Origin of the sequence: Mycobacterium sp. WUMAC-067 (genome assembly GCF_020217485.1) — a bacterium.
GTDB lineage: Bacteria > Actinomycetota > Actinomycetes > Mycobacteriales > Mycobacteriaceae > Mycobacterium.
Genome location: NZ_JAEKMI010000031.1, coordinates 15,781 through 34,527, shown reverse-complemented (window position 1 = coordinate 34,527; position 18,747 = coordinate 15,781). Strand labels below are relative to the sequence as shown.

Here is an 18,747-nt window from a genome sequence, read left to right as displayed (position 1 = left end):
CGTGACCGAGCCGGCGGCGCTCGTGTTCGAGGAACGGCGATTCAGCGCGCCCGAACTCCACGCGTTGGCCGACGGATGGGCCGCGGCCCTGGTCAAAGACGGCGTCACAGCGGGTCAGCGGGTCGCTGTCATGGCGTCCAACCGGCCGGAGTTCCTCGCCGTGGTGCTCGCGATCTGGCGGCTGGCCGCCACGGCCGTCCTCATCAGCCCGGCCTGGAAACGCGACGAGGTCGACCACGCGCTCGCGCTGACGGGCCCCGCGCACGCCGTCGGCGACCACCCGGTGCTGGCCGGCCTGATGCCGATGCTGCACCTGGACGAGCCGGTCCCGCCCGCCGAGCCGGCCGCCGGTCCTCCGCCGCCCCCTGAGGCCGACGCGGCGCTGGTGTTCAGTTCCGGCACCACCGGCCTGCCCAAGGCGGTCCGGCACACCCACGCCTCGCTCGACGAGGCCGTGCGGCACTGGCGGGACGCCCTGCAGTTGACACACCGCGACCGGATCCAAGTCGCCACCCCGCCGTCACACATTCTCGGGTTGCTGAACCTGCTGACCGCGTGGGAGACCGGCGCCTGCGTGCGGCTGCATCCCCGGTTCGACATCGACCGGGTGCTGCACCACATCGAAAGTGACCGCATCACAGTGGAAATGGCGGTCGCGCCGATCGCGCTCGCCATCGCCTCGCACCCGCGCTTGGAATCGTATGACCTGTCGTCGCTGCGCTACATCATGTGGGGGGCCACACCGGTCAACGCCCACGTCGCGGAGACGGTGACCCGGCGCACCGGCGTGAGGTGGCTGCCCGCCTACGGGACCACGGAATTGCCTGTCATCACGTGCAATTCGATCGAGGACGCGCGGCTCGACACCGTCGGGCGGGCGGTGCCCGGTGTGGACCTGCGGGTCGTCTCGCTGGAGACGGGCGAGCCGGTCGGCTCCGGTGAGGTCGGTGAGATTCAGGCCCGGTCGGCGTCGCTCATGGCCGGCTACCTGCCGACCGAAGCGACCAACGAGGCGATCCGCGATGGCTGGTATCGGACCGGAGACGTCGGCTGGCTCGATACCGGCGGGTGGCTGCGGATCACCGACCGCCTCAAGGAGATGATCAAAGTCCGTGGTTTCCAAGTCGCCCCGGCCGAGATCGAGACGGTGTTGCACGGTCACCCGGCGGTCAAAGACTGTGCGGTGTTCGGGATTCCCGACGGGATCAACGGCGAGGCGATCGTCGCCGCGGTCGCGGCCGCCGAGCCTGTCGATGCGTCCCAACTGACCGCCCTGGTGGACGAGAAGTTGGCGTCCTACAAACATCTGAGCCGCGTGGTGTTTGTGCCTGAAATTCCCCGCCTGCCCTCGGGCAAGGTGCTGCGCCGAGTGCTGAAGGAGCGCTATGGATGTACGTCTGACAACTGAACAACAGCAATTGCGCGACGCCGCCGCGAAGCTGGCCGACGACCTCGGACCTGCGGCGGTGCAGGAACTCGACGACCAGACCCGAATCACGCGCCTGGACAAGCAGATCGAGTCCACCGGTTGGCGCTCGTTGCGTTCCGATGGGGCCTCGGGGGTGGAAGTGGCCATCGTGGCCGAGGAATTCGGCCGCCGTCTGGTTGACTCGCCGTTTCTCGGCCCGGTGCTCGCCGACGATCTCGCCCGTCACATCGGCGAAGACGCCTCGGGGACAACGGTCGCGGTCGACGATCGGGTGATCGACGCCCGCGGCGCCCGGCGTGCGTTAGCTCTCTCGGGCGGCGCGGTCTCGGCCGTCGAGGTGCAGGCATTGACCGAGGGCGTCGATCTGACGCGGGCCGACGCGAAGATCGTGGGGTCACCGGTGGCGCTGGGCGAAGTGTCCACTGAGGTCGCCAAGCAATGGCGGGCGCTGGCTCTGGTCGCGACGACGGCGGATTTGGTCGGCGTCGCCCGCGGCGCGCACGCCGTCGCCTGCGACTACGCCAAGATCCGCGAACAATACGGCAAGCAGATCGGGTCGTATCAGGCCATCGCGCATCTGCTGGCCGAAAGCCTTGCGCTGATTGAAGGTTCGGTGAGCGTGTTGCGCCACGCCGCGTGGGCGGTCGATGAGCTGGCCCCCGCCGAAGCCATTCGGGCGGCCCAAATCGCCAAGGTCTACTGCGCGCGGGCCACCCGAACCGTCTGCGAGACGGCGATTCAGGTGCACGGCGGCATCGGCAACACCTGGGAGTGCGTGGCGCACGTCTATCTGCGCCGCGCCCTGACCTCGACCGAGCTGTGGCCGGTCGCGTTGAAGGAGATCGATCTTGGACTTTCGTGACTCACCCGACGAGGCCGCGTTTCGCGACCGTTTGCGCGCCTGGCTTTCGGCGCACGCCAAGGAGTTTTCCGGCTCGGGAGACGAGTATTGGGCGCGTATGGCCGACTGGCATCGCGCCCTGTACGACAACGGATTTTTCGGCCTGTCCTGGCCCCGCGAGTGGGGCGGGCGGGACCTGGCTCCGGTCTACGACGTCATCGTCGACGAGGAGCTGGTGCGTGCCGGCGCGCCCCCGCGACCCAGCGTCGGCTATCTGGTGTACGGGATCGGCGAGCACGCCAACGATGAGGTACGCAAACGCTTCCTGCCCGGCATCATCAACGGCACCGAGCGCTGGTGCCAGGGCTTCAGCGAGCCTGGCGCCGGCTCGGATCTCGCGTCGCTGACCACCACCGCCCGCCTCGAGGGCGACAAGTATGTGGTGAACGGCCACAAGATCTGGACCAGCTATTCCGACGTGGCCGACTGGTGCCTGCTGCTCGCGCGCACCGACCCCGAGGCCAAGCGCCACCGCGGCCTGTCGGCGTTTGTGCTGGAGATGAAACAGCCTGGCGTGCAACAGCGCCCGCTGCAGATGATCAACGGGGTGACCAACGAATTCGGTCAGGTGTTCTTTGACGATGCCACGGTCCCGGCGGACCGGATGGTCGGTGCTCCCGGCGACGGCTGGGCGGTGGCCATGACCGTCGTCGGGCACGAACGCGAACCCTCGACCCTGGGCTACGCCGCCCGCTACGGCAAGCTCGTCCGAGAGCTGTTGTCGCGCAACGACGGCGAAGTGCCCGAAGAGCTGGCGTGGGCCGCGGTTCAGTCGGACATGCTGACCCATCACGTGCGCCGGCGGTTGTCCGAACAGCTCGACGGGGTGTCCCACGGCTCGGAAGGGTCGCTGGACAAGCTGCTGATGACCTGGGTCGAACAATCCGTCGGGCACGCCGCCCTGGCCGTCGCGGGCACGCGCGATCCCGACCTGCTCAGCGCCTATCTGTACAGCCGGGCGCAAAGCGTCATGGGCGGGACATCACAAATACAGAAGAACATCATCGCCTCACGAATCTTGGGATTGTAGGAGTGATCGCGAGCGCGGGCGTAGCCCGGGTGAAGCGGGTCACGACCATCGAAGGAGGAGTGATCGCGAACGCGGGTGTAGCCCGGGTGAAGCGGGTCACGATCATCGAAGGAGTCTGACGTGTACGACATGCCTACCGAAATCGACGTCCAGGCCGACGGCGCGCTGCGCGTCATCACGCTCAACCGGCCGGATTCGCTCAACTCGGTCAACGACAACCTGCACGTCGGGCTCGCGCGGCTGTGGCAGCGGTTGACCGACGACCCCACCGCCCGCGCCGCGGTGATCACCGGCGCCGGTAGGGCGTTCTCGGCCGGCGGCGATTTCACGTACCTGGAAGAGCTGGCCAACGACGCTGAGCTGCGCGCCAAAACCATCCGGGACGGTCGCGAAATCGTGCTAGGCATGGCACGGTGCCGAATCCCTGTGGTGGCGGCCGTCAATGGCCCCGCGGTCGGGCTGGGTTGCAGCCTGGTCGCGCTCAGCGACATCGTGTACATCGCCGAGGACGCTTATCTGGCCGACCCGCACGTGCAGGTGGGATTGGTGGCAGCCGATGGCGGGCCGCTGACCTGGCCGCTGCACATCAGCCTGCTGCTCGCCAAGGAATTCGCGCTGACCGGAACCCGCATCAAAGCGCAGCGTGCCGTCGAACTCGGTCTGGCCAACCATGTGGTGGCCGACCCGTTCTCGGAGGCGATCGCCTGTGCGAAAAAGATTTTGGAACTGCCCCAGCAGGCGGTCGAGAGCACCAAGCGGGTGCTCAACATCCACCTGGAGCGCGCCGTGCTCGCCAGCCTCGACTACGCGCTGTCGGCCGAGAGCCAGTCGTTTGTCACCGAGGACTTTCGGGCCAACGTCGCGAAATTCAACGCGGCCAAGAAGAACTGACGCCGCTGCGGCGCGGCTGCTTCAGGCGTCGTGGCGAATCAGGAAGTCGCGCATCACCGAATCGAACTTGTCCGGCTCCTCGATGAACGGCATGTGGGCGCTGGATTCGAACAGCTCGAACCGGGAGCCCGCGATGCGCTGGTGCATTGCCCACATGTGTTCCGGCACGCATTCGTCGTAGCGGCCGGCGAGCAGCATTGTCGGCAAGGAGATTTCGGTGAGCCGATCGAACACGTCCCAGTCCCGGATCGTTCCGACGATGTGAAAATCGCTCGGGCCGAACATCGTCTCGAAGATTTCCGCCCCCATGCTTCTGAACGCCTCCTCGAGCTCGCGCGGCCAGGGCCGCACCCGGCACAGGTAGGTTTCATTCCAGGTGCGTATCGCGGCCTGGTATTCCGGTGCGTAGGTCGTGCCGGCGGCTTCATGCCGGTCGATGGCCGCCTGGGTGCCCGGATCCAGCTCGGACTTCAAGCGCGCCACCATCTTCGCGAACTCCGGGATGGACGCGATGCTGTTCGAGATGGTGAGGCTCGCGGCGCCCCCGGCGGCATTGTCGAGCACATACTGCTGCGCCAACATCCCACCCCAGGAGTTACCGAAGAGATGGAAGCCGTCCAGCCCCAGGGCCCGCACCACGGCATTCACCTCCGCCACCGAGCGGTCCATCGTCCAAAGCCCGGGGTTTGGCGCGCATTTGGAGTTCCCGCAACCCAGTTGGTCCCAGAAGATGACTTCGCGTTGCGTGGCCAAGCGTCCCAGTGGCCGCAGGTAGTTGTGCGGCAAGCCCGGGCCGCCGTGAATGACGAGCAGCGGCAGGCCCGCGCCGCCACCCGTCCGCTTGAACCACACCTCGCCGCCCGGGACCGCGACCCTTCCCTCAGTCATTGATCCACCATCGCAAATCGGCGCGTTTTCCGCAGGACCGCCGCGCACGCCGGTTGGGCGCATCAACCGGTATTCGGTGAAAACCTGCTGTACGAGCGGCGCCGCGCCCTGGCAGGATCATCACCGTGACAGCCGACACGGCTGCGACCCAAGTAGGAGGAACGGCAATGACCAGCGTCGCAAATCCGATTCCGCCGCAGGACTTTTCGGGAATCGTCGGGCACCGCTTCATTTACACCTATGCCAACGGATGGCAGTACGAGATGTACGTCAAGAACGCCACCACCATCGACTACCGCATCCACTCCGGGCATGTCGGCGGCCGCTGGGTCAAGGGCCAGGACGTCAACCTCGTCCAACTCGACGACGACAGTTTCAAAATCTCCTGGACCGAACCCACGGGAACCTGTGTCGCGGTCAACGTCCTGCCATCCAAGCGGCGCATCCACGGCGTCATCTTCTTCCCCCAGTGGATCCGCGTGCACGGCGAGCGCACTGTCTGCTACCAGAACGAACACCTGGATGAGATGCGGGCCTACCGAGATCAAGGCCCGACCTACCCGATCTACGAAGTCCCCGAATTCGCCTACATCACCCTGTTCGAATACGTCGGGACCGACGACGAGACCGTCATCGACACCGGCCCCGACCGCCTCCCGCCGGGATGGTCCGACCGCACCAACTGATCGGTCTTCCGCCGCTTGTTGCGACTCGTACTCTCGTAATGAGAGAATACGATTCTCGTGAATGTGCGGGTGGCTTTCACCGCCGCGCACCCACCGGCCGAACTGGAGAAGACCCGTGCCTGAAGCCGTCATCGTGTCCGCCCTGCGCACCCCGATCGGCACGGCCCGCAAGGGGACCCTGCGCGACACCAGCGCGTTCGATCTGGCGCACCACGTCATCACCGAAGCGGCAACGGATCTGGACCCCGAGCAGGTCGACGACGTAATCCTGGGCGAGGGCCTTTACGGCGGCGGCGTGCTGGCGCGCCACGCCGCCATCACCGCGGGCCTGACCCAGGTGCCCGGCTTGGCCAACAATCGCCACTGCGCGGCGGGCCAGGCGGCCGTGCAGAGCGCGGCGGCGAGCGTGCGCGCGGGAATGGACCAACTCGTCATCGCCGGCGGCGTGAACTCGGCATCCACGTCGCCGCGGTCGCGGATGCAGCTGGATGGCGAATGGGTCGACTGGTTCCCCCCGACCCACCCCGATCGCCCCGAAGCACCCAACATGGACATGTCCATTACGGTCGGCTGGAACGCCGCCGTCAAGGCCGGCGTGAGCCGCGAGGAGATGGACGCCTGGGCGCTGCGCTCGCACCGCAACGCCATCGCCGCCATCGACGAAGGCCGCTTCAAAGAGGAGATCGTCCCGATCGACACCCCACACGGGTTGTTCGCGGTCGACGAGCACCCGCGACGCGACACCAGCATGGAGAAGCTGGCCGCGCTCAAGCCGTTGCACCCGGAGATCGAGGGCTTTTCCATCACCGCCGGCAACGCCTGTGGCGCCAACGACGGGGCCGCCGCGTTGACGATCGCCAGCGACCGGCTCGGACTACCCGCGCTGGCCACCATCCGGTCCTGGGCGTCCGTCGGTGTCGACCCGGCGATCACCGGCCTGGCACCCGTCGAGGCGATACCGAAAGCCCTTGGCCGCGCTGGTCTTTCAATCGCCGACGTGGACCTGTTCGAAATCAACGAAGCCTTCGCGGCGATGTGCGTGGCCACCATCAAGCTCCTCGAGCTTGACCCCGAGAAGGTCAACGTCAGTGGCAGCGGCTGCTCGCTGGGGCATCCCGTCGCGGCGACCGGAGCCCGGATGCTAGTCACCCTGGTGCACGAATTGCGCCGCCGCGGCGGCGGCATCGGCGTCGCGGCGATGTGCGCGGGCGGTGGAATGGGCTCGGCGACGGTGATCGAGGTCGCGGCCCCATAATGCGTACATGACCATCGCTGACCTGATTGACCGCGCGCGCAACGGATCTCCCCGCGCGGCAGGTCGGCTGCTCAGCCTCGTCGAGGGTGAACAGCGCGACGAGGTCCTGGCGGCGATCGGACCCGCACCGGAGGGCATGGGGCCGGTCATCGGCATCACCGGGCCGCCGGGCGCGGGCAAGTCGACGACGGTCGCCGCCCTGGTCGGCGCCTACCGCACGCGTGGGTGCCGGGTGGCGGTGCTGGCCGTCGACCCGTCGTCGCCGTTCAGCGGCGGTGCGCTGCTGGGCGATCGAATCCGAATGGCCGCGCATATCAACGACTCCGACGTGCTCATTCGCTCGGTGGCAAGCCGAGGCCATCTCGGCGGGCTGGCCGCCGCGGTTCCGGCGGCCATCCGCCTGCTGGGGGCGATCGGCTACGACGTCGTCCTGCTCGAGACCGTGGGGGTGGGGCAGTCCGAGATCGAGATCGCCGCCGTCGCAGACCCGACCGTCGTCATTCTCAATCCCGGGGCGGGCGATGCTGTCCAGGCCGCCAAGGCGGGAGTGCTGGAAGTCGCCGACATCGTGGCGGTCAACAAGGCGGACCGGGACGGCGCGAAGCAGACCGTCCGCGATCTTCGGGCCGAGACCAGCGCCCCGATCGTTCCGCTGATCGCCGCCAAGGGCGAGGGCATCGAGGACCTGATGGCCGTCATCGAGGACCACCGCCGCACCGACAGCCGCGCCCGCCGGCTGGCCCGTGCCCGCGCACAGATTTTGTCGCTGGCCCAAACCCGGCTGCGGACCCAGCCGGATCTCGACCGGCTCGCCGAGGCGGTCGTCGACGGCGACCAGGACCCCTACACGGCGGCCGATAGGCTGCTCTCACCGCGCACACCTCAGACGGACTGACCGCCCGTTTGTCCCGCAATCGGGGGAAAGGGCACCTGCGTTTTGCTAGTGCTCCAAGGCGGTCTGGATTGCACCTCGCCTCCACCACGTGAGTACCAGTGACCATGGCACGAGGTGAGTCTCGTTTGCGCTATCACCGGTGCTATCACAAACGAGACTCACCTGGTGGTCCTTAGCCGCAATCGCTGATGAGTAGGCGGTATCCGGCGTCGAGTTGTTGCTGTCCAAGCAGTTCCGCGTGTCGTTGCTGCCATCGTCCGGAGCGCAGGTCGGCCGCGAGCCGGCCCAATCCTTCGGCCAGGGCGCCGTGATCCGCGTAGGCCAGCATCGAGATCCCCGCGCGGACGCCGGGATCCAGATACGCATGCGGGCGGCGCCAAAAGGCGGCGCCGAACCCGTCGGTGCAATCGTGCGGCACGGGCACGGCGTGCACCTGCGCGCCGCCCAGCAACTCCACCAGTCGTTCGATCGGCACGTACAGTGCCTCGTTGATCCGTGCGGCATCGGGCAGATATTCACGTAGCAACCAGAAATCGCCTATCACCGCTTGATCCCAGGTGAAAATCACGATTCGGTGGCGGCTGACCCTGCGCAGCTCGCCGATCCCGGTGGCGAGATCGCCCCAGTGATGCACGGTCAACAAGGCCATTGCGGCATCAACACACTTGTCCCGCAGGGGCAGTGCCTCCGCCACGGCCTGGACACACGGCGCCGAGCCGGCAGGACGCTGCGCGATCATCACCATGCTGGGCTCGATCGCGGCGACGGTCTGGGCCGGTTCATAGGAGCCTGTGCCCGCGCCGACGTTCACGACGGAGCCCATCGTGGCCAGCGCGTCGCGCACCTGCCAAGCGATCCGCGGGTCGGGCCGGCGAGTGCTGCGATAGGTAGCACCGATCCGGTCGTAGGCCACCATCAACACAGGATGACGCAGGTCGGACCGATTGCGCCAGCCCCACTGTGGGTCACACGAATTCGAACCCGAAAAGAATTGGTGTGTAGCGAGGCAAGCTGTCACGCTGGGAGGGCCTTCGAGCGAAGGAGCCACCAATGACCGAGCCGTTGAACATCACGGTGGTTGGCGATTTCGACAGTTCCTATGCGCCTCATATCGCGACCAACAACGCGATCAGCCACTCAGCAATGTTGCTGGGACTGCATGCCTCCGTAACATGGCTGGCCACCGAATTGCTTGAGGCTGACCTCCGGTCGATCGCTGCCGCCGATGCGCTGTGGTGCGCTCCCGGCAGTCCCTACCGCAGTTTGCGCGGAGCCCTTGGTGCTTTACGTTTCGGGCGCGAAAACCAGCTGCCTACGCTGGGTACCTGCGGCGGATACCAGCACATTGTTCTTGAATTTGCCCGTAACGTACTCGGCTTCGACGATGCGCAGCACGCCGAATACGATCCGTACGGCTCTCTGCTGTTCATCTCATCATTGACGTGTTCCCTGGCGGGCCGAACCATGCCGGTCAACCTCCGGCCGGGATCACTGGCCGCGCAGTGCTATGGAGAGCGGCGAATTCACGAAAAGTACTACTGCAACTTCGGATTGAACGAAACCTATCGACCCGCGCTGGAGGAAGGTGGACTGCGCGTCACCGGAGTCGACGATGACGAAGAAGCTCGCGTCCTGGAGCTAACGGGCCACCCGTACTACATCGCCACGTTGTTCGTTCCGCAGAATCGCTCGACCATCGACGAACCTCATCCGCTTGTGACACAACTGTTGTGGGCGGCCGCCAACCGCAAACTCGCCGCGCAGCACGATCGGCCAGCAACTGGGTCGCGACCGGCGCCGTAAGAACCCACGCTCGGTACACCAGGCCGGCGTCGGCTACTCCAGGTCGACGGACTTCCCGGTGGCCGCCGCGTGACCGGCGCGATAGCCGAAAACCATTGCCGGACCGATTGTTCCGCCGGCGCCCCCGTAGGCTCGCCCGGTCACGCCGCCCATCGCGTTACCGGCCGCGAAAAGCCCCGGTATCGGCTCACCGCCGACGTGCAGAACGCGCGCGTCGTGATCGGTGCGCGGGCCGCCCTTGGTGCCCATCGCGCCGATGCTCACCGGCACCGCGTAATACGGGGCGGTGTCGATGGGCCCCAGCGTCTTGCCGGCCTGCGTGGTCGCGCTGTCGTCACCCCAGTAGCCGTCGTACGCGCTGGAACCCCGCCCGAAGTCGGGGTCCTCACCGGCCGCCACGTGACGGTTCCAGCTCTCGACGGTGCGGGTCAGGCCGCCAGGGTCGATGCCGGTCTTAGCGGCCAACTCGGCGAGGTCCGCCGACTCGCAGAACCACTCCGGGACGGGTTGTCCCGGTTCGACACCGAGGAATCCGTAGCGCTGCAGGTGCACCGAATCGAACACCATCCAGCCGCGATCGTTGACGTACCCGCCGCGAGGATCCAGATAATGGAAGGCGCCGGCCATCGAGTTGTAGTCGCAGGCCTCGTTGACGAAGCGCTGCCCGGCGGAGTTGACGATGATGCTGCGCGGTCGCGTTCTTTCCAGACGCACACTGCGGCTGCGTGGCTTGCCCTCGATGGTGTCGCCCGGGATTTGGACGATCGGCACCCACCACGCCTCGCCCATGTTGGCCAGGTCGGCCCCGTGGGCCATCGCCATGCGCAACCCGTCGCCGGTGTTGTTGGGTGGAGAGACCGCGCCGTGCATGGGGCCGCGCAGAAAGGCCTGTGCCAGAGCATGATCCCACTCGAAGCCACCGGTGCCCAGGATGACCCCGCGTCGGGCGCGGACGCTGATCGTCCGTTCCGGCAGCGCGACGCGCACCCCGGTGATCTCACCGCCCTCGGCGATGAGTTCCTCGGCCCGCGCATGGGTGTGGGGGGTCACCCCGGCGTCCAGCAGACCCTTCAGCAACCCCGCGATCAGCGCCGTGCCGGCGACGCACAGGTGGCCGGTTCGCTCGTCGATCGCCGCGTGCAGGCGTGCCCTGGTCTCGGCATCGAAACCGACGTTGGACCAGTCGGCTGGGAAAGACGTTATCCGCTTGGCCCATTCGCCCAACTGGGCCAGATCGAAGGGAGCCGCGCTCAGTGATCGGCCGCCGGTCGGTTGTCCCCCCGGCAACTCCGGCCGATAGTCGGGGAAGCCGGTCGCGATCTCGAAGTGCAGGCCGCTGTGCGCCTCGATGAAATCGAGCATCGCCGGACCGGTGCGCACGAACGTGTCGACCAGCTCGTCGTCCATCGAGCCGAGCGACTGGGCGCGCAGGTATTTCAACGCGTCGGATGGCGTCAATTCGCCGTCGGGAGAACGGTTGTGGGCGGGAATCCACACGATGCCGCCCGACACGGCGGTGGTCCCGCCTACCGTCGCGGCCTTTTCGTAGACCTCCACGGATGCGCCCGCCACGACCGCGGTCAGCGCGCCGGTGAGGCCCGCGCCGCCACTGCCGAGCACGACGACATCGACTTCGTGGTCCCATGACATGGACTGCTATCCCTTCAGCTCAGAAGCTCCGATAACTGCTTGGCGGCCTTGACGACCGCGTCTTTCCCGCGCAGCACCACGTCTTCTCGGTGCGAGATGAGGTTGATGCACGTCGGTGGGGACGGCGCCGGGCGGCGCACCCCCACGGCCAGGCCGTAGGTGTTCGGTTCGATCTCGCCGTACGTCGTCACCCAGCCACGCTCGCGCGCCCGCGAGACCAGCTCCCGTTCGCCGGGGCGCGGCGGCATGCACGCCAGCAGGGCGATCCCGGCGGCGCCGCGGTCGAGCGGGTAGCGGCTGCCTTCGTGAAAGGACAGCTGATAGGCGACGTGGCTGGGCACGATGACCGCAATCGCCACCTGCTGGTCGCCCTCGGCGATGAGCAACGACACCGTCGTGCCGAGATCGTCGGCCAGCGCGCGCAACGTCGGCAGACTCAGTTGGCGCACGTTGCGGTCGAAGGACGCGCCGAGCACGGCGAGACCGGCGGCGGGGCGGTAGCGCCCGTCTTCACCCTTGGCGACCAGCCGAAACTCGGCCAGCGTCGTCAGCAACCGGTAGGCGATCGTGCGGTGCACCCCGACCTGGTCGGCGAGCTGCTGCACCGTGAGCCCGGCGGGGGAATCGGCCACCATTTGCAGCGCGGTGAGTCCCCTGGCCAGGGTTTGCGACCCGGTACCGGAACCCGTCACGGCCTTGACAGACCTTCCCGCGAGAGCGAAGCTCTATATATAACGCACATCAGTGTGCGATATTAGCACACAAAATACGTGGAAAACGAGAACGAGATTTCCCCGATCTGGAGGCCGGACAGGACCGTGGCGGAGTTCGAGAGCATCTGGAGCGATCTCCAGGGCGTCGCGTTTGAGCAGGGCTACCTCGACGCCGGAGGAATACGGACCCGGTACCTACGGGCCGGGGACCCCGGCAAACCGGTGCTGGTTCTGTTGCACGGGTCCGGCGGTCACGCCGAGGCTTACGTGCGCAACCTCGCGGCCCATGCGGATCACTTCTGGACCTGGTCGATCGACATGCTGGGCCATGGCTACACCGACAAGCCAGGCCACCCGCTGGAGGTCCGCCACTATGTCGAGCACCTGATGGCCGTGCTGCGCACCATCGGTGTCGATCGCGCGTGCATCAGCGGCGAGTCCCTCGGCGGCTGGGTGGCCGCGCGGGCCGCCGTCGACCACCCCGACGTGGTCGACCGCCTGGTGCTCAACACCGCCGGCGGCTCGCAGGCCGACCCCGTCGTGATGCAACGGATTATCACGTTGTCGATGGCGGCCGCCGAGGATCCCACGTGGGAAACGGTTCAGGCGCGGATCAAATGGTTGATGGCCGACAAGTCCCAGGAATACGACGATCTGGTCGCCAGCCGCCAGCGCGTCTATCGCCAGCCGGGATTCGTCTCGGCCATGCGCGACATCATGGCGTTGCAGGATCCCGAGATTCGGGCGCGCAACATCCTGGGTCCGGCCGAGTACGGCGCGATCATCGCGCCGACGCTGGTGCTCTGGACCAGTGACGACCCGACCGCAGATGTCACCGAAGGCCGGCGCATCGCGTCGATGATCCCGGGCGCGCGCTTCGAGGTGATGCCCGGGTGCGGTCACTGGCCGCAGTATGAGGACGCCAAGACCTTCAATCGCCTGCATCTCGATTTCCTGCTGGGTCGCTGATGGCGGCTCCGGGGCAAGAGACACCTGACACCGAGACCGACGTACTCGTCGTCGGTGCGGGCCCGGTCGGCTTGACTTTGGCCAACATCCTTGGCCTGCAAGGGATCCGCACGGAGGTGGTCGACGAGCGGGACACCCTCATCGACTACCCGCGCGGGGTGGGTCTGGACGACGAGGCGTTGCGCACGTTCCAGTCGATCGGTCTTGTCGACCGGGTGCTGCCGCACACGGTGCCCAACCAGATCCTGCGCTTCATGGACGCCAAGCGCCGCGTGCTCGCCGAAATGGCCCCGCCCGACGCGCGTTTCGGCTGGCCGAAGCGAAATGGGTTCGTGCAACCGCTCGTTGATGCCGAGCTGCTGGCCGGCCTGGACCGATTCGAACACGTCCACGTGCGGTGGGGAAGCCCGATGGCGGGCTGCCGGGAAGACGCCGACGGGGTCACCGTCGAACTCGGCGGCGGCGCCGAAAGCAACGGCGGCACAACGCGAGTGCGGGCACGTTATGTGGTCGGCTGCGACGGCGGCCGCAGCATGACGCGCCGCGTGATGGGGGTCTCGTTCGACGGCACGACGTCCTCGACGCGGTGGCTGGTGGTCGACATCGCCAACGACCCGCTCGGGCACCCGAACAGCGAGGTCGGCGCCGACCCCGAGCGCCCGTACGCCTCGATTTCGATCGCCCACGGTATTCGCCGCTTCGAGTTCATGATTCACGCCGACGAGACCGACGAACAGGCGGAAGACCCGGCCTTCCTGCAACAGATGCTGGCCCGGATGGTGCCCCACCCCGACCGGGTCGACGTGATCCGGCGCCGGGTCTACACGCACCATTCGCGGATCGCCGGCGCGTTCCGCAAGGGCCGGCTGCTGCTGGCCGGCGACGCCGCGCACCTGATGCCGGTGTGGCAGGGGCAGGGCTACAACAGCGGGATTCGCGACGCGGCCAACCTGGGCTGGAAGCTCGCGGCGGTGGTGAGCGGCCGGGCCGAGGACAAGCTGTTGGACACCTACGACGTGGAGCGCCGCAAGCACGCGCGCGCGATGATCGACCTGTCGACCATGGTGGGCCGCGTGATCTCGCCGACCAACCGCCGGGTGGCCGGCGCGCGTGACCTGCTCGTGCGGTCGGCGTCAATCGTGCCGTCGCTCAAGCGGTATGTGTTGGAGATGCGGTTCAAGCCGATGCCGCGCTACGAACACGGTGCCGTCGTGCATGCCGCACCCGGCCGCGCCGATTCGCCGGTCGGAACGCTGTTCATCCAGCCGAGAGTCGACACCCGAGACCAACAGGATGTGCTGCTCGACGACGTGCTCGGCACCTGGTTCGCCGTGCTGTGCTGGAACAACAACCCCCGCAAACTCCTCGGCGAATCCGCCTTCGCCAGCTGGAAAGCCTTGGGCGCGCGCTTCTTTGCGCTCCGGCCGGTGACGCAGTTGCACTGGACCGGGCACGACGACCCCGACGTCGTGGTGGTCGGCGATCGCCGCGGGGACCTCAAAGCGTGGTTCGACACCCACTCCGAATCGGTGTTGTTCCTGCGCCCCGATCGGTGTATCGCGGGCGCGTGCATCGCTCAGCGCACGCCCGACCTGAGCGCCGCGCTCCTGGACGCGCTGGCCCTGACGCCGCAAGGGGGTGATTTGCAAAGTGGCACTGGCTCTGTGCTGTATGTCGCACAGCCCGCTCCTGAGTCTTCCGGGGCCGTCGCGGGACCTGCTTGATGACATCGAGTGCGCCATCGCCGAGGCGCGAGGATTTGTCGAGGACTTCGATCCCGAACTCGTCGTCACCTTTTCGCCGGATCACTACAACGGGTTCTTCTACAAGGTGATGCCGCCGTTCTGTATCGGCACGAGCGCCACCGGGGTGGGGGACTACGGCACCCATGCCGGCCCGCTGGACGTGCCGGAGGAGCTTGCCGGCGACTGCGCGAAGGCCATCCTCGACGCGGATGTCGACATCGCCGTATCCGCCAGCATGGACGTGGATCACGGTACCGTCCAGCCGCTCGAAAAGCTTTTCGGTGACGCCACTTCGCGTCCCGTGATCCCGATCTTCATCAACGCGATCGGCGTGCCGCTGGGCCCGATGCGTCGTTGCCGAGCGCTCGGTGCCGCCGTCGGCGCCTATCTCGGCACCCTGGACAAGCGCGTCCTGGTGCTGGGCTCCGGTGGGCTCTCGCACAGTCCTCCCGTGCCGACGTTAAAGACCGCGGGCCCGCCCGTGCTGGAGCGGATCGTGCATGGACGGCCGATGACATCCGAGCAGCGCCAGGCCCGGCAAGCGGCCGTCATCGATGCGGCCAAGAGCTTCGCCGCCGGAGACAGCGGCCTGCAACCACTCAACCCGACGTGGGATCACCGGTTCCTCGAAATCATCGACGGCGGCGGGCTGAGCGAATTGGATCAGTGGTCGAACTCGTTCGTGGCCCACGAGGGCGGCGGCTCCGCGCAGGAAATCCGCACGTGGGTAGCGGCATTCGCGGCGCTGGAGACCGCGGGCCCCTACGAAATCGTCGGACGCTACTACAAACCCGCTCCCGAGCTGATCGCCGGTTTCGCCATCCGAACGGCACTCCCGAGATGACGGACACAATGGACGATTTCGATCACGTCATCGACGTACTCATCGTCGGGTCGGGCGGGGGTGGCATGACGGCTGCCCTGACCGCCCAGGCCGCCGGGCTCGACGCCTTGGTGGTCGAAAAGTCCTCCCACTTCGGGGGTTCGACCGCGTTGTCGGGGGGCGGTATCTGGGTTCCGGGCGCGCCCGCGCAGCGCCGGGAGGGGTACGCGCCCGAACCCGAGGGCGTGGTGGGGTACCTCAAGCAGATCACCGACGGCCTGGTCAGCGAGGCACGGATACGGCAATACGTCGAGACGGCACCGCAGATGCTCCAGTTTCTGGAGCAACTGTCGGGCTGGTTCGAATTCGTCTGGAAGCCCGGGTATGCCGACTACTACCCGGAGCTGCCCGGCGGCTCCGAGCTCGGCAGCACCATCAACGTGCCGCCCATCGACCTGCGCGAGCTGGGCGCCGACGAGCAGCAGCTGCTGCAGCCGCTGGCGCTGGCGCCCAGGGGAATCTGGTTGGGCCCCAAGGAACTGCGCACCTTCTACCGAATCCGCCAGTCCTGGGCCGGCAAGGGCGTGTTGCTCAAGCTGATCGCGCGGATGGTCAGGGCGAGGGTTTTCGGCGAGCGGATGGCCGCGATCGGACAGTCGTTGGCGGCCCGGCTCCGGTTGGCGCTGAGGGAACGCGGTATTCCGCTGTGGCTGGACTCGCCGATGACGCAGTTGCTCACCGACGCCGACGGAGCGGTGACCGGCGCGGTGGTGGAGACCGGCGGCAAGTCCCGGCGGATCGGTGCGCGGCTAGGCGTGATCCTGGCGTCCGGCGGATTCGACCACGATCTCGCCTGGCGCAAGGAGCTGTTGCCCGAGGTGGACCAGGACTGGAGTTTCGGCAACCCGGCGGCGATGGGTGACGGTATCCGTGCTGCGCAAAAGGTGGGCGCCGCCACGGACCTGCTCGACGAAGCCTGGTGGTTCCCCGCGATCCAATGGCCGGACGGCCGCATGCAATTCATGCTCAACGAACGGATGATGCCGGCGCAGTTCATCGTCAACGGTGCCGGCAAGCGGTTCATCAACGAAGCCGCCCCGTACATGGATTTCGGCCACGCCATGATCGAGGGCCAGAGGTCCGGCGTCACCCACATCCCGTGCTGGCTGATCACCGACCAGCGGTCGTTCCACCGCTATGTCGTCGGCGGGCACCTGCCGATACCGAAGATCCCGTTCGCGCCGGTGCCGACCGGCCGGAAGGTTCCATCCGCCTGGCTGGAGTCGGGTGTGGTGAAGGAGGCCAAGACGTGGGAAGAAATGGCGGGCAAGATCGGCGTGCCCGCGGGCGAGCTCACCGAAACCGCCCGCCGCTTCAACGAACTCGCCCGCAAGGGTCACGACGACGATTTCAACCGCGGCGACAGCGTGTACGACAACTACTACGGCGATCACACGTTGCCCAACCCGAACCTGTATCCGCTCGGTGATCCGCCGTACTACGCGTTCCGAATCGTCCTCGGGGACCTCGGGACGTCCGGCGGCCTGCGCACCGATGAACACGCCCGGGTGTTGCGAAGCGACGACACCGTGGTGCCGGGGCTCTACGCGGTGGGCAACGCCTCCGCGCCGGTGATGGGACGCAGCTATGCCGGTGCCGGTGCGACCATCGGCCCCGCCATGACCTTCGGCTTTGTCGCCGCGAAACACGTTGCGGCACAAGCAGCCAATCGAGCCGTTAATACTCATAGGAGGTAGCAATGAAGATCTCGCTGTTCTACGAATTCGCCCTGCCGCGGCCCTGGGCTCCCGACGACGAGCACATCATGATGCAGGACTGTCTCGACGAGGTCGAGGCCGCCGACAAAGCGGGCTTCTCCACCGTGTGGCTGACCGAGCATCACTTCCTCGAGGAGTACTGCCACTCGACGGCGCCGGAAATCTTCTTGGCCGCGGCCAGCCAGCGCACCAAGAACATTCGCCTCGGCTTCGGCATCATGCACCTGCCGCCCGTGGTCAACCACCCCGCCCGGGTCGCCGAACGTATCGCCACCCTGGACCTGCTCTCCAACGGCCGTGTCGAATTCGGCACCGGGGAATCGTCGTCGGTCGGTGAGCTCGGCGGATTCAACATCGACCCCGCCGACAAGCGGGCCCAGTGGGAGGAGGCCCTCGAGGTCTCGATCCGCTGCATGATCGAGGAGCCGTTCACCGGTTTCAACGGTGAGCACGTTCAGATGCCGGCGCGCAACGTCGTTCCCAAGCCGCTGCAAAAGCCGCATCCGCCCGTCTGGGTCGCCTGCACGCGGCCCGCCAGCGTGCAGATGGCGGCCCAAAAGGCCATCGGCGCCTTGAGTTTCGCCTACACCGGCCCCGGACCGCTAACCGAGCGGGTCAACGGCTACTACAAGGAATTCGAAGAGAACGGCGTCCCGGTGACCCCGCGAATCAACCCGAACATCCTCGCCATCGGCGGCGACCTGTCGATGATGGTGGCCAAGACCGACGAGCAGGCGCTGCAGCGGCTCGGGCAGGGCGGCGGCTTCTTCTCGTTCGGCATCATGCACTACTACATGACCGGGGTGCACACGCCCGGCCGGACCGGCGTGTGGCAGCGGTACCTCGAAGAGGTCGACAAGGATCCCACGCTGGCTTACGGGCCGGGACGCGGCGCAATCGGGTCGCCCGCCACGGTGCGTGAATTCCTGCGCGGCTACGAGGAAAGCGGCGTCGACGAGATCATCCTGCTGCTCAACCCGCGCAGCCACGAGGGCACCATGGAATCCATCGAGCTGATGGGCAAGGAGGTGCTGCCCGAGTTCATCGAGCGCGACGCCAAGGCGGTGGCCGACAAGGCCACCAGGCTGGCGCCCGTCATCGAAAAGGTGGAGGCGCGCCGCCCGAAATCGACGGCGCCGCAGTTCGATGAGGACTACTCGTTTGGTGGACTGCCCACCGGCCGCGGCGGTAAATTCACCGCCAGCGAGATCCCCGAAGCGATGGCGGAGATCAACGAAGGCCGCGTGCAGGCCGCGCAGCGGGCGAAGGAACAGCAGAAGTAGAGCCCGAG

Annotated in this window: 17 protein-coding genes; 13 read left to right on the top strand and 4 right to left on the bottom strand. The window is 67.1% G+C overall.

All coding sequences use genetic code 11. The features are described 5' to 3' along the window. Position 1: 1 nt before the first annotated feature. The 4 genes from JF781_RS19735 to JF781_RS19720 all read left to right on the top strand — a co-directional run bounded on the left by JF781_RS19735 (position 2) and on the right by JF781_RS19720 (position 4,251). A complete protein-coding gene (locus JF781_RS19735; protein ID WP_225329052.1) occupies positions 2-1,408 on the top strand; it encodes a class I adenylate-forming enzyme family protein in 1,407 nt (468 codons plus the stop codon). Beyond that, positions 1,386-2,291 carry an acyl-CoA dehydrogenase family protein gene (locus tag JF781_RS19730; RefSeq protein ID WP_225329053.1) on the top strand — a complete coding sequence of 302 codons (906 nt, stop codon included), beginning with the start codon at positions 1,386-1,388 and terminating at the stop codon, positions 2,289-2,291. The genes JF781_RS19735 and JF781_RS19730 overlap by 23 nt, the downstream gene beginning before the upstream one ends. Then, entirely contained in the window at positions 2,278-3,360 is a 1,083-nt protein-coding gene (locus JF781_RS19725; RefSeq protein ID WP_225329054.1) for an acyl-CoA dehydrogenase family protein, read from the top strand. The genes JF781_RS19730 and JF781_RS19725 overlap by 14 nt, the downstream gene beginning before the upstream one ends. Before the next feature lie 120 nt (positions 3,361-3,480). After that, the gene (locus JF781_RS19720) at positions 3,481-4,251 is read left to right on the top strand and encodes an enoyl-CoA hydratase/isomerase family protein (RefSeq protein WP_225329055.1); all 771 of its coding nucleotides are present in this window, start codon (positions 3,481-3,483) and stop codon (positions 4,249-4,251) included. 21 nt (positions 4,252-4,272) lie between these two features. Here the strand turns inward: JF781_RS19720 and JF781_RS19715 are convergent, their stop codons facing one another. Then, positions 4,273-5,139: a proline iminopeptidase-family hydrolase gene (locus tag JF781_RS19715; RefSeq protein ID WP_225329056.1), complete on the bottom strand. Its 867-nt coding sequence runs from the start codon at positions 5,137-5,139 to the stop codon at positions 4,273-4,275. Positions 5,140-5,306: 167 nt separating this feature from the next. Between JF781_RS19715 and JF781_RS19710 the strand changes: the two genes are divergently transcribed. The 3 genes from JF781_RS19710 to meaB all read left to right on the top strand — a co-directional run bounded on the left by JF781_RS19710 (position 5,307) and on the right by meaB (position 7,975). Then, positions 5,307-5,825 carry a phenolic acid decarboxylase gene (locus tag JF781_RS19710; protein WP_225329057.1) on the top strand — a complete coding sequence of 173 codons (519 nt, stop codon included), beginning with the start codon at positions 5,307-5,309 and terminating at the stop codon, positions 5,823-5,825. A gap of 115 nt (positions 5,826-5,940) precedes the next feature. After that, positions 5,941-7,080, top strand: a complete 1,140-nt coding sequence (locus JF781_RS19705) for a thiolase family protein (RefSeq protein ID WP_225329058.1) — start codon at positions 5,941-5,943, stop codon at positions 7,078-7,080. A gap of 7 nt (positions 7,081-7,087) precedes the next feature. Beyond that, entirely contained in the window at positions 7,088-7,975 is an 888-nt protein-coding gene (gene meaB / locus JF781_RS19700) for a methylmalonyl Co-A mutase-associated GTPase MeaB (protein WP_225329059.1), read from the top strand. A gap of 172 nt (positions 7,976-8,147) precedes the next feature. Here the strand turns inward: meaB and JF781_RS19695 are convergent, their stop codons facing one another. Continuing rightward, a complete protein-coding gene (locus tag JF781_RS19695) occupies positions 8,148-8,891 on the bottom strand; it encodes a class I SAM-dependent methyltransferase (protein ID WP_238958359.1) in 744 nt (247 codons plus the stop codon). Between the two features lie 134 nt (positions 8,892-9,025). Here JF781_RS19695 and JF781_RS19690 point away from each other — a divergent pair, with 134 nt between their 5' ends. Further along, complete coding sequence (locus JF781_RS19690; protein ID WP_225329061.1) at positions 9,026-9,778, top strand: CTP synthase; 753 nt, start codon at positions 9,026-9,028, stop codon at positions 9,776-9,778. 33 nt (positions 9,779-9,811) lie between these two features. On the opposite strand, the gene JF781_RS19685 is transcribed toward JF781_RS19690, so the two are convergent. Both JF781_RS19685 and JF781_RS19680 read right to left on the bottom strand, forming a co-directional pair. Continuing rightward, entirely contained in the window at positions 9,812-11,428 is a 1,617-nt protein-coding gene (locus JF781_RS19685) for an FAD-dependent oxidoreductase (RefSeq protein WP_225329062.1), read from the bottom strand. Positions 11,429-11,442: 14 nt separating this feature from the next. Further along, positions 11,443-12,120, bottom strand: coding sequence for an IclR family transcriptional regulator (locus JF781_RS19680; RefSeq protein ID WP_225329063.1), 678 nt, complete (start codon positions 12,118-12,120; stop codon positions 11,443-11,445). A 126-nt stretch (positions 12,121-12,246) separates the two neighbouring features. Here JF781_RS19680 and JF781_RS19675 point away from each other — a divergent pair, with 126 nt between their 5' ends. Genes JF781_RS19675 through JF781_RS19655 form a run of 5 tightly spaced genes read left to right on the top strand, consistent with a single transcriptional unit; the run spans position 12,247 to position 18,739 of the window. Then, positions 12,247-13,110, top strand: coding sequence for an alpha/beta fold hydrolase (locus JF781_RS19675; RefSeq protein ID WP_225329086.1), 864 nt, complete (start codon positions 12,247-12,249; stop codon positions 13,108-13,110). Continuing rightward, on the top strand, positions 13,110-14,834 hold the full coding sequence (locus JF781_RS19670) for a bifunctional 3-(3-hydroxy-phenyl)propionate/3-hydroxycinnamic acid hydroxylase (RefSeq protein WP_225329064.1): 1,725 nt from the start codon (positions 13,110-13,112) through the stop codon (positions 14,832-14,834). The genes JF781_RS19675 and JF781_RS19670 overlap by 1 nt, the downstream gene beginning before the upstream one ends. Next, the gene (locus JF781_RS19665) at positions 14,782-15,699 is read left to right on the top strand and encodes a 3-carboxyethylcatechol 2,3-dioxygenase (RefSeq protein ID WP_255642101.1); all 918 of its coding nucleotides are present in this window, start codon (positions 14,782-14,784) and stop codon (positions 15,697-15,699) included. Before JF781_RS19670 ends, JF781_RS19665 begins: the two co-directional genes overlap by 53 nt. An 8-nt stretch (positions 15,700-15,707) precedes the next feature. After that, positions 15,708-17,435 carry an FAD-binding protein gene (locus JF781_RS19660; RefSeq protein WP_225329087.1) on the top strand — a complete coding sequence of 576 codons (1,728 nt, stop codon included), beginning with the start codon at positions 15,708-15,710 and terminating at the stop codon, positions 17,433-17,435. A gap of 2 nt (positions 17,436-17,437) precedes the next feature. Further along, positions 17,438-18,739 (top strand): LLM class flavin-dependent oxidoreductase, encoded by a 1,302-nt coding sequence (locus JF781_RS19655; RefSeq protein WP_225329066.1) that lies wholly within the window; start codon positions 17,438-17,440, stop codon positions 18,737-18,739. The last annotated feature ends 8 nt before the right edge of the window (positions 18,740-18,747 follow it).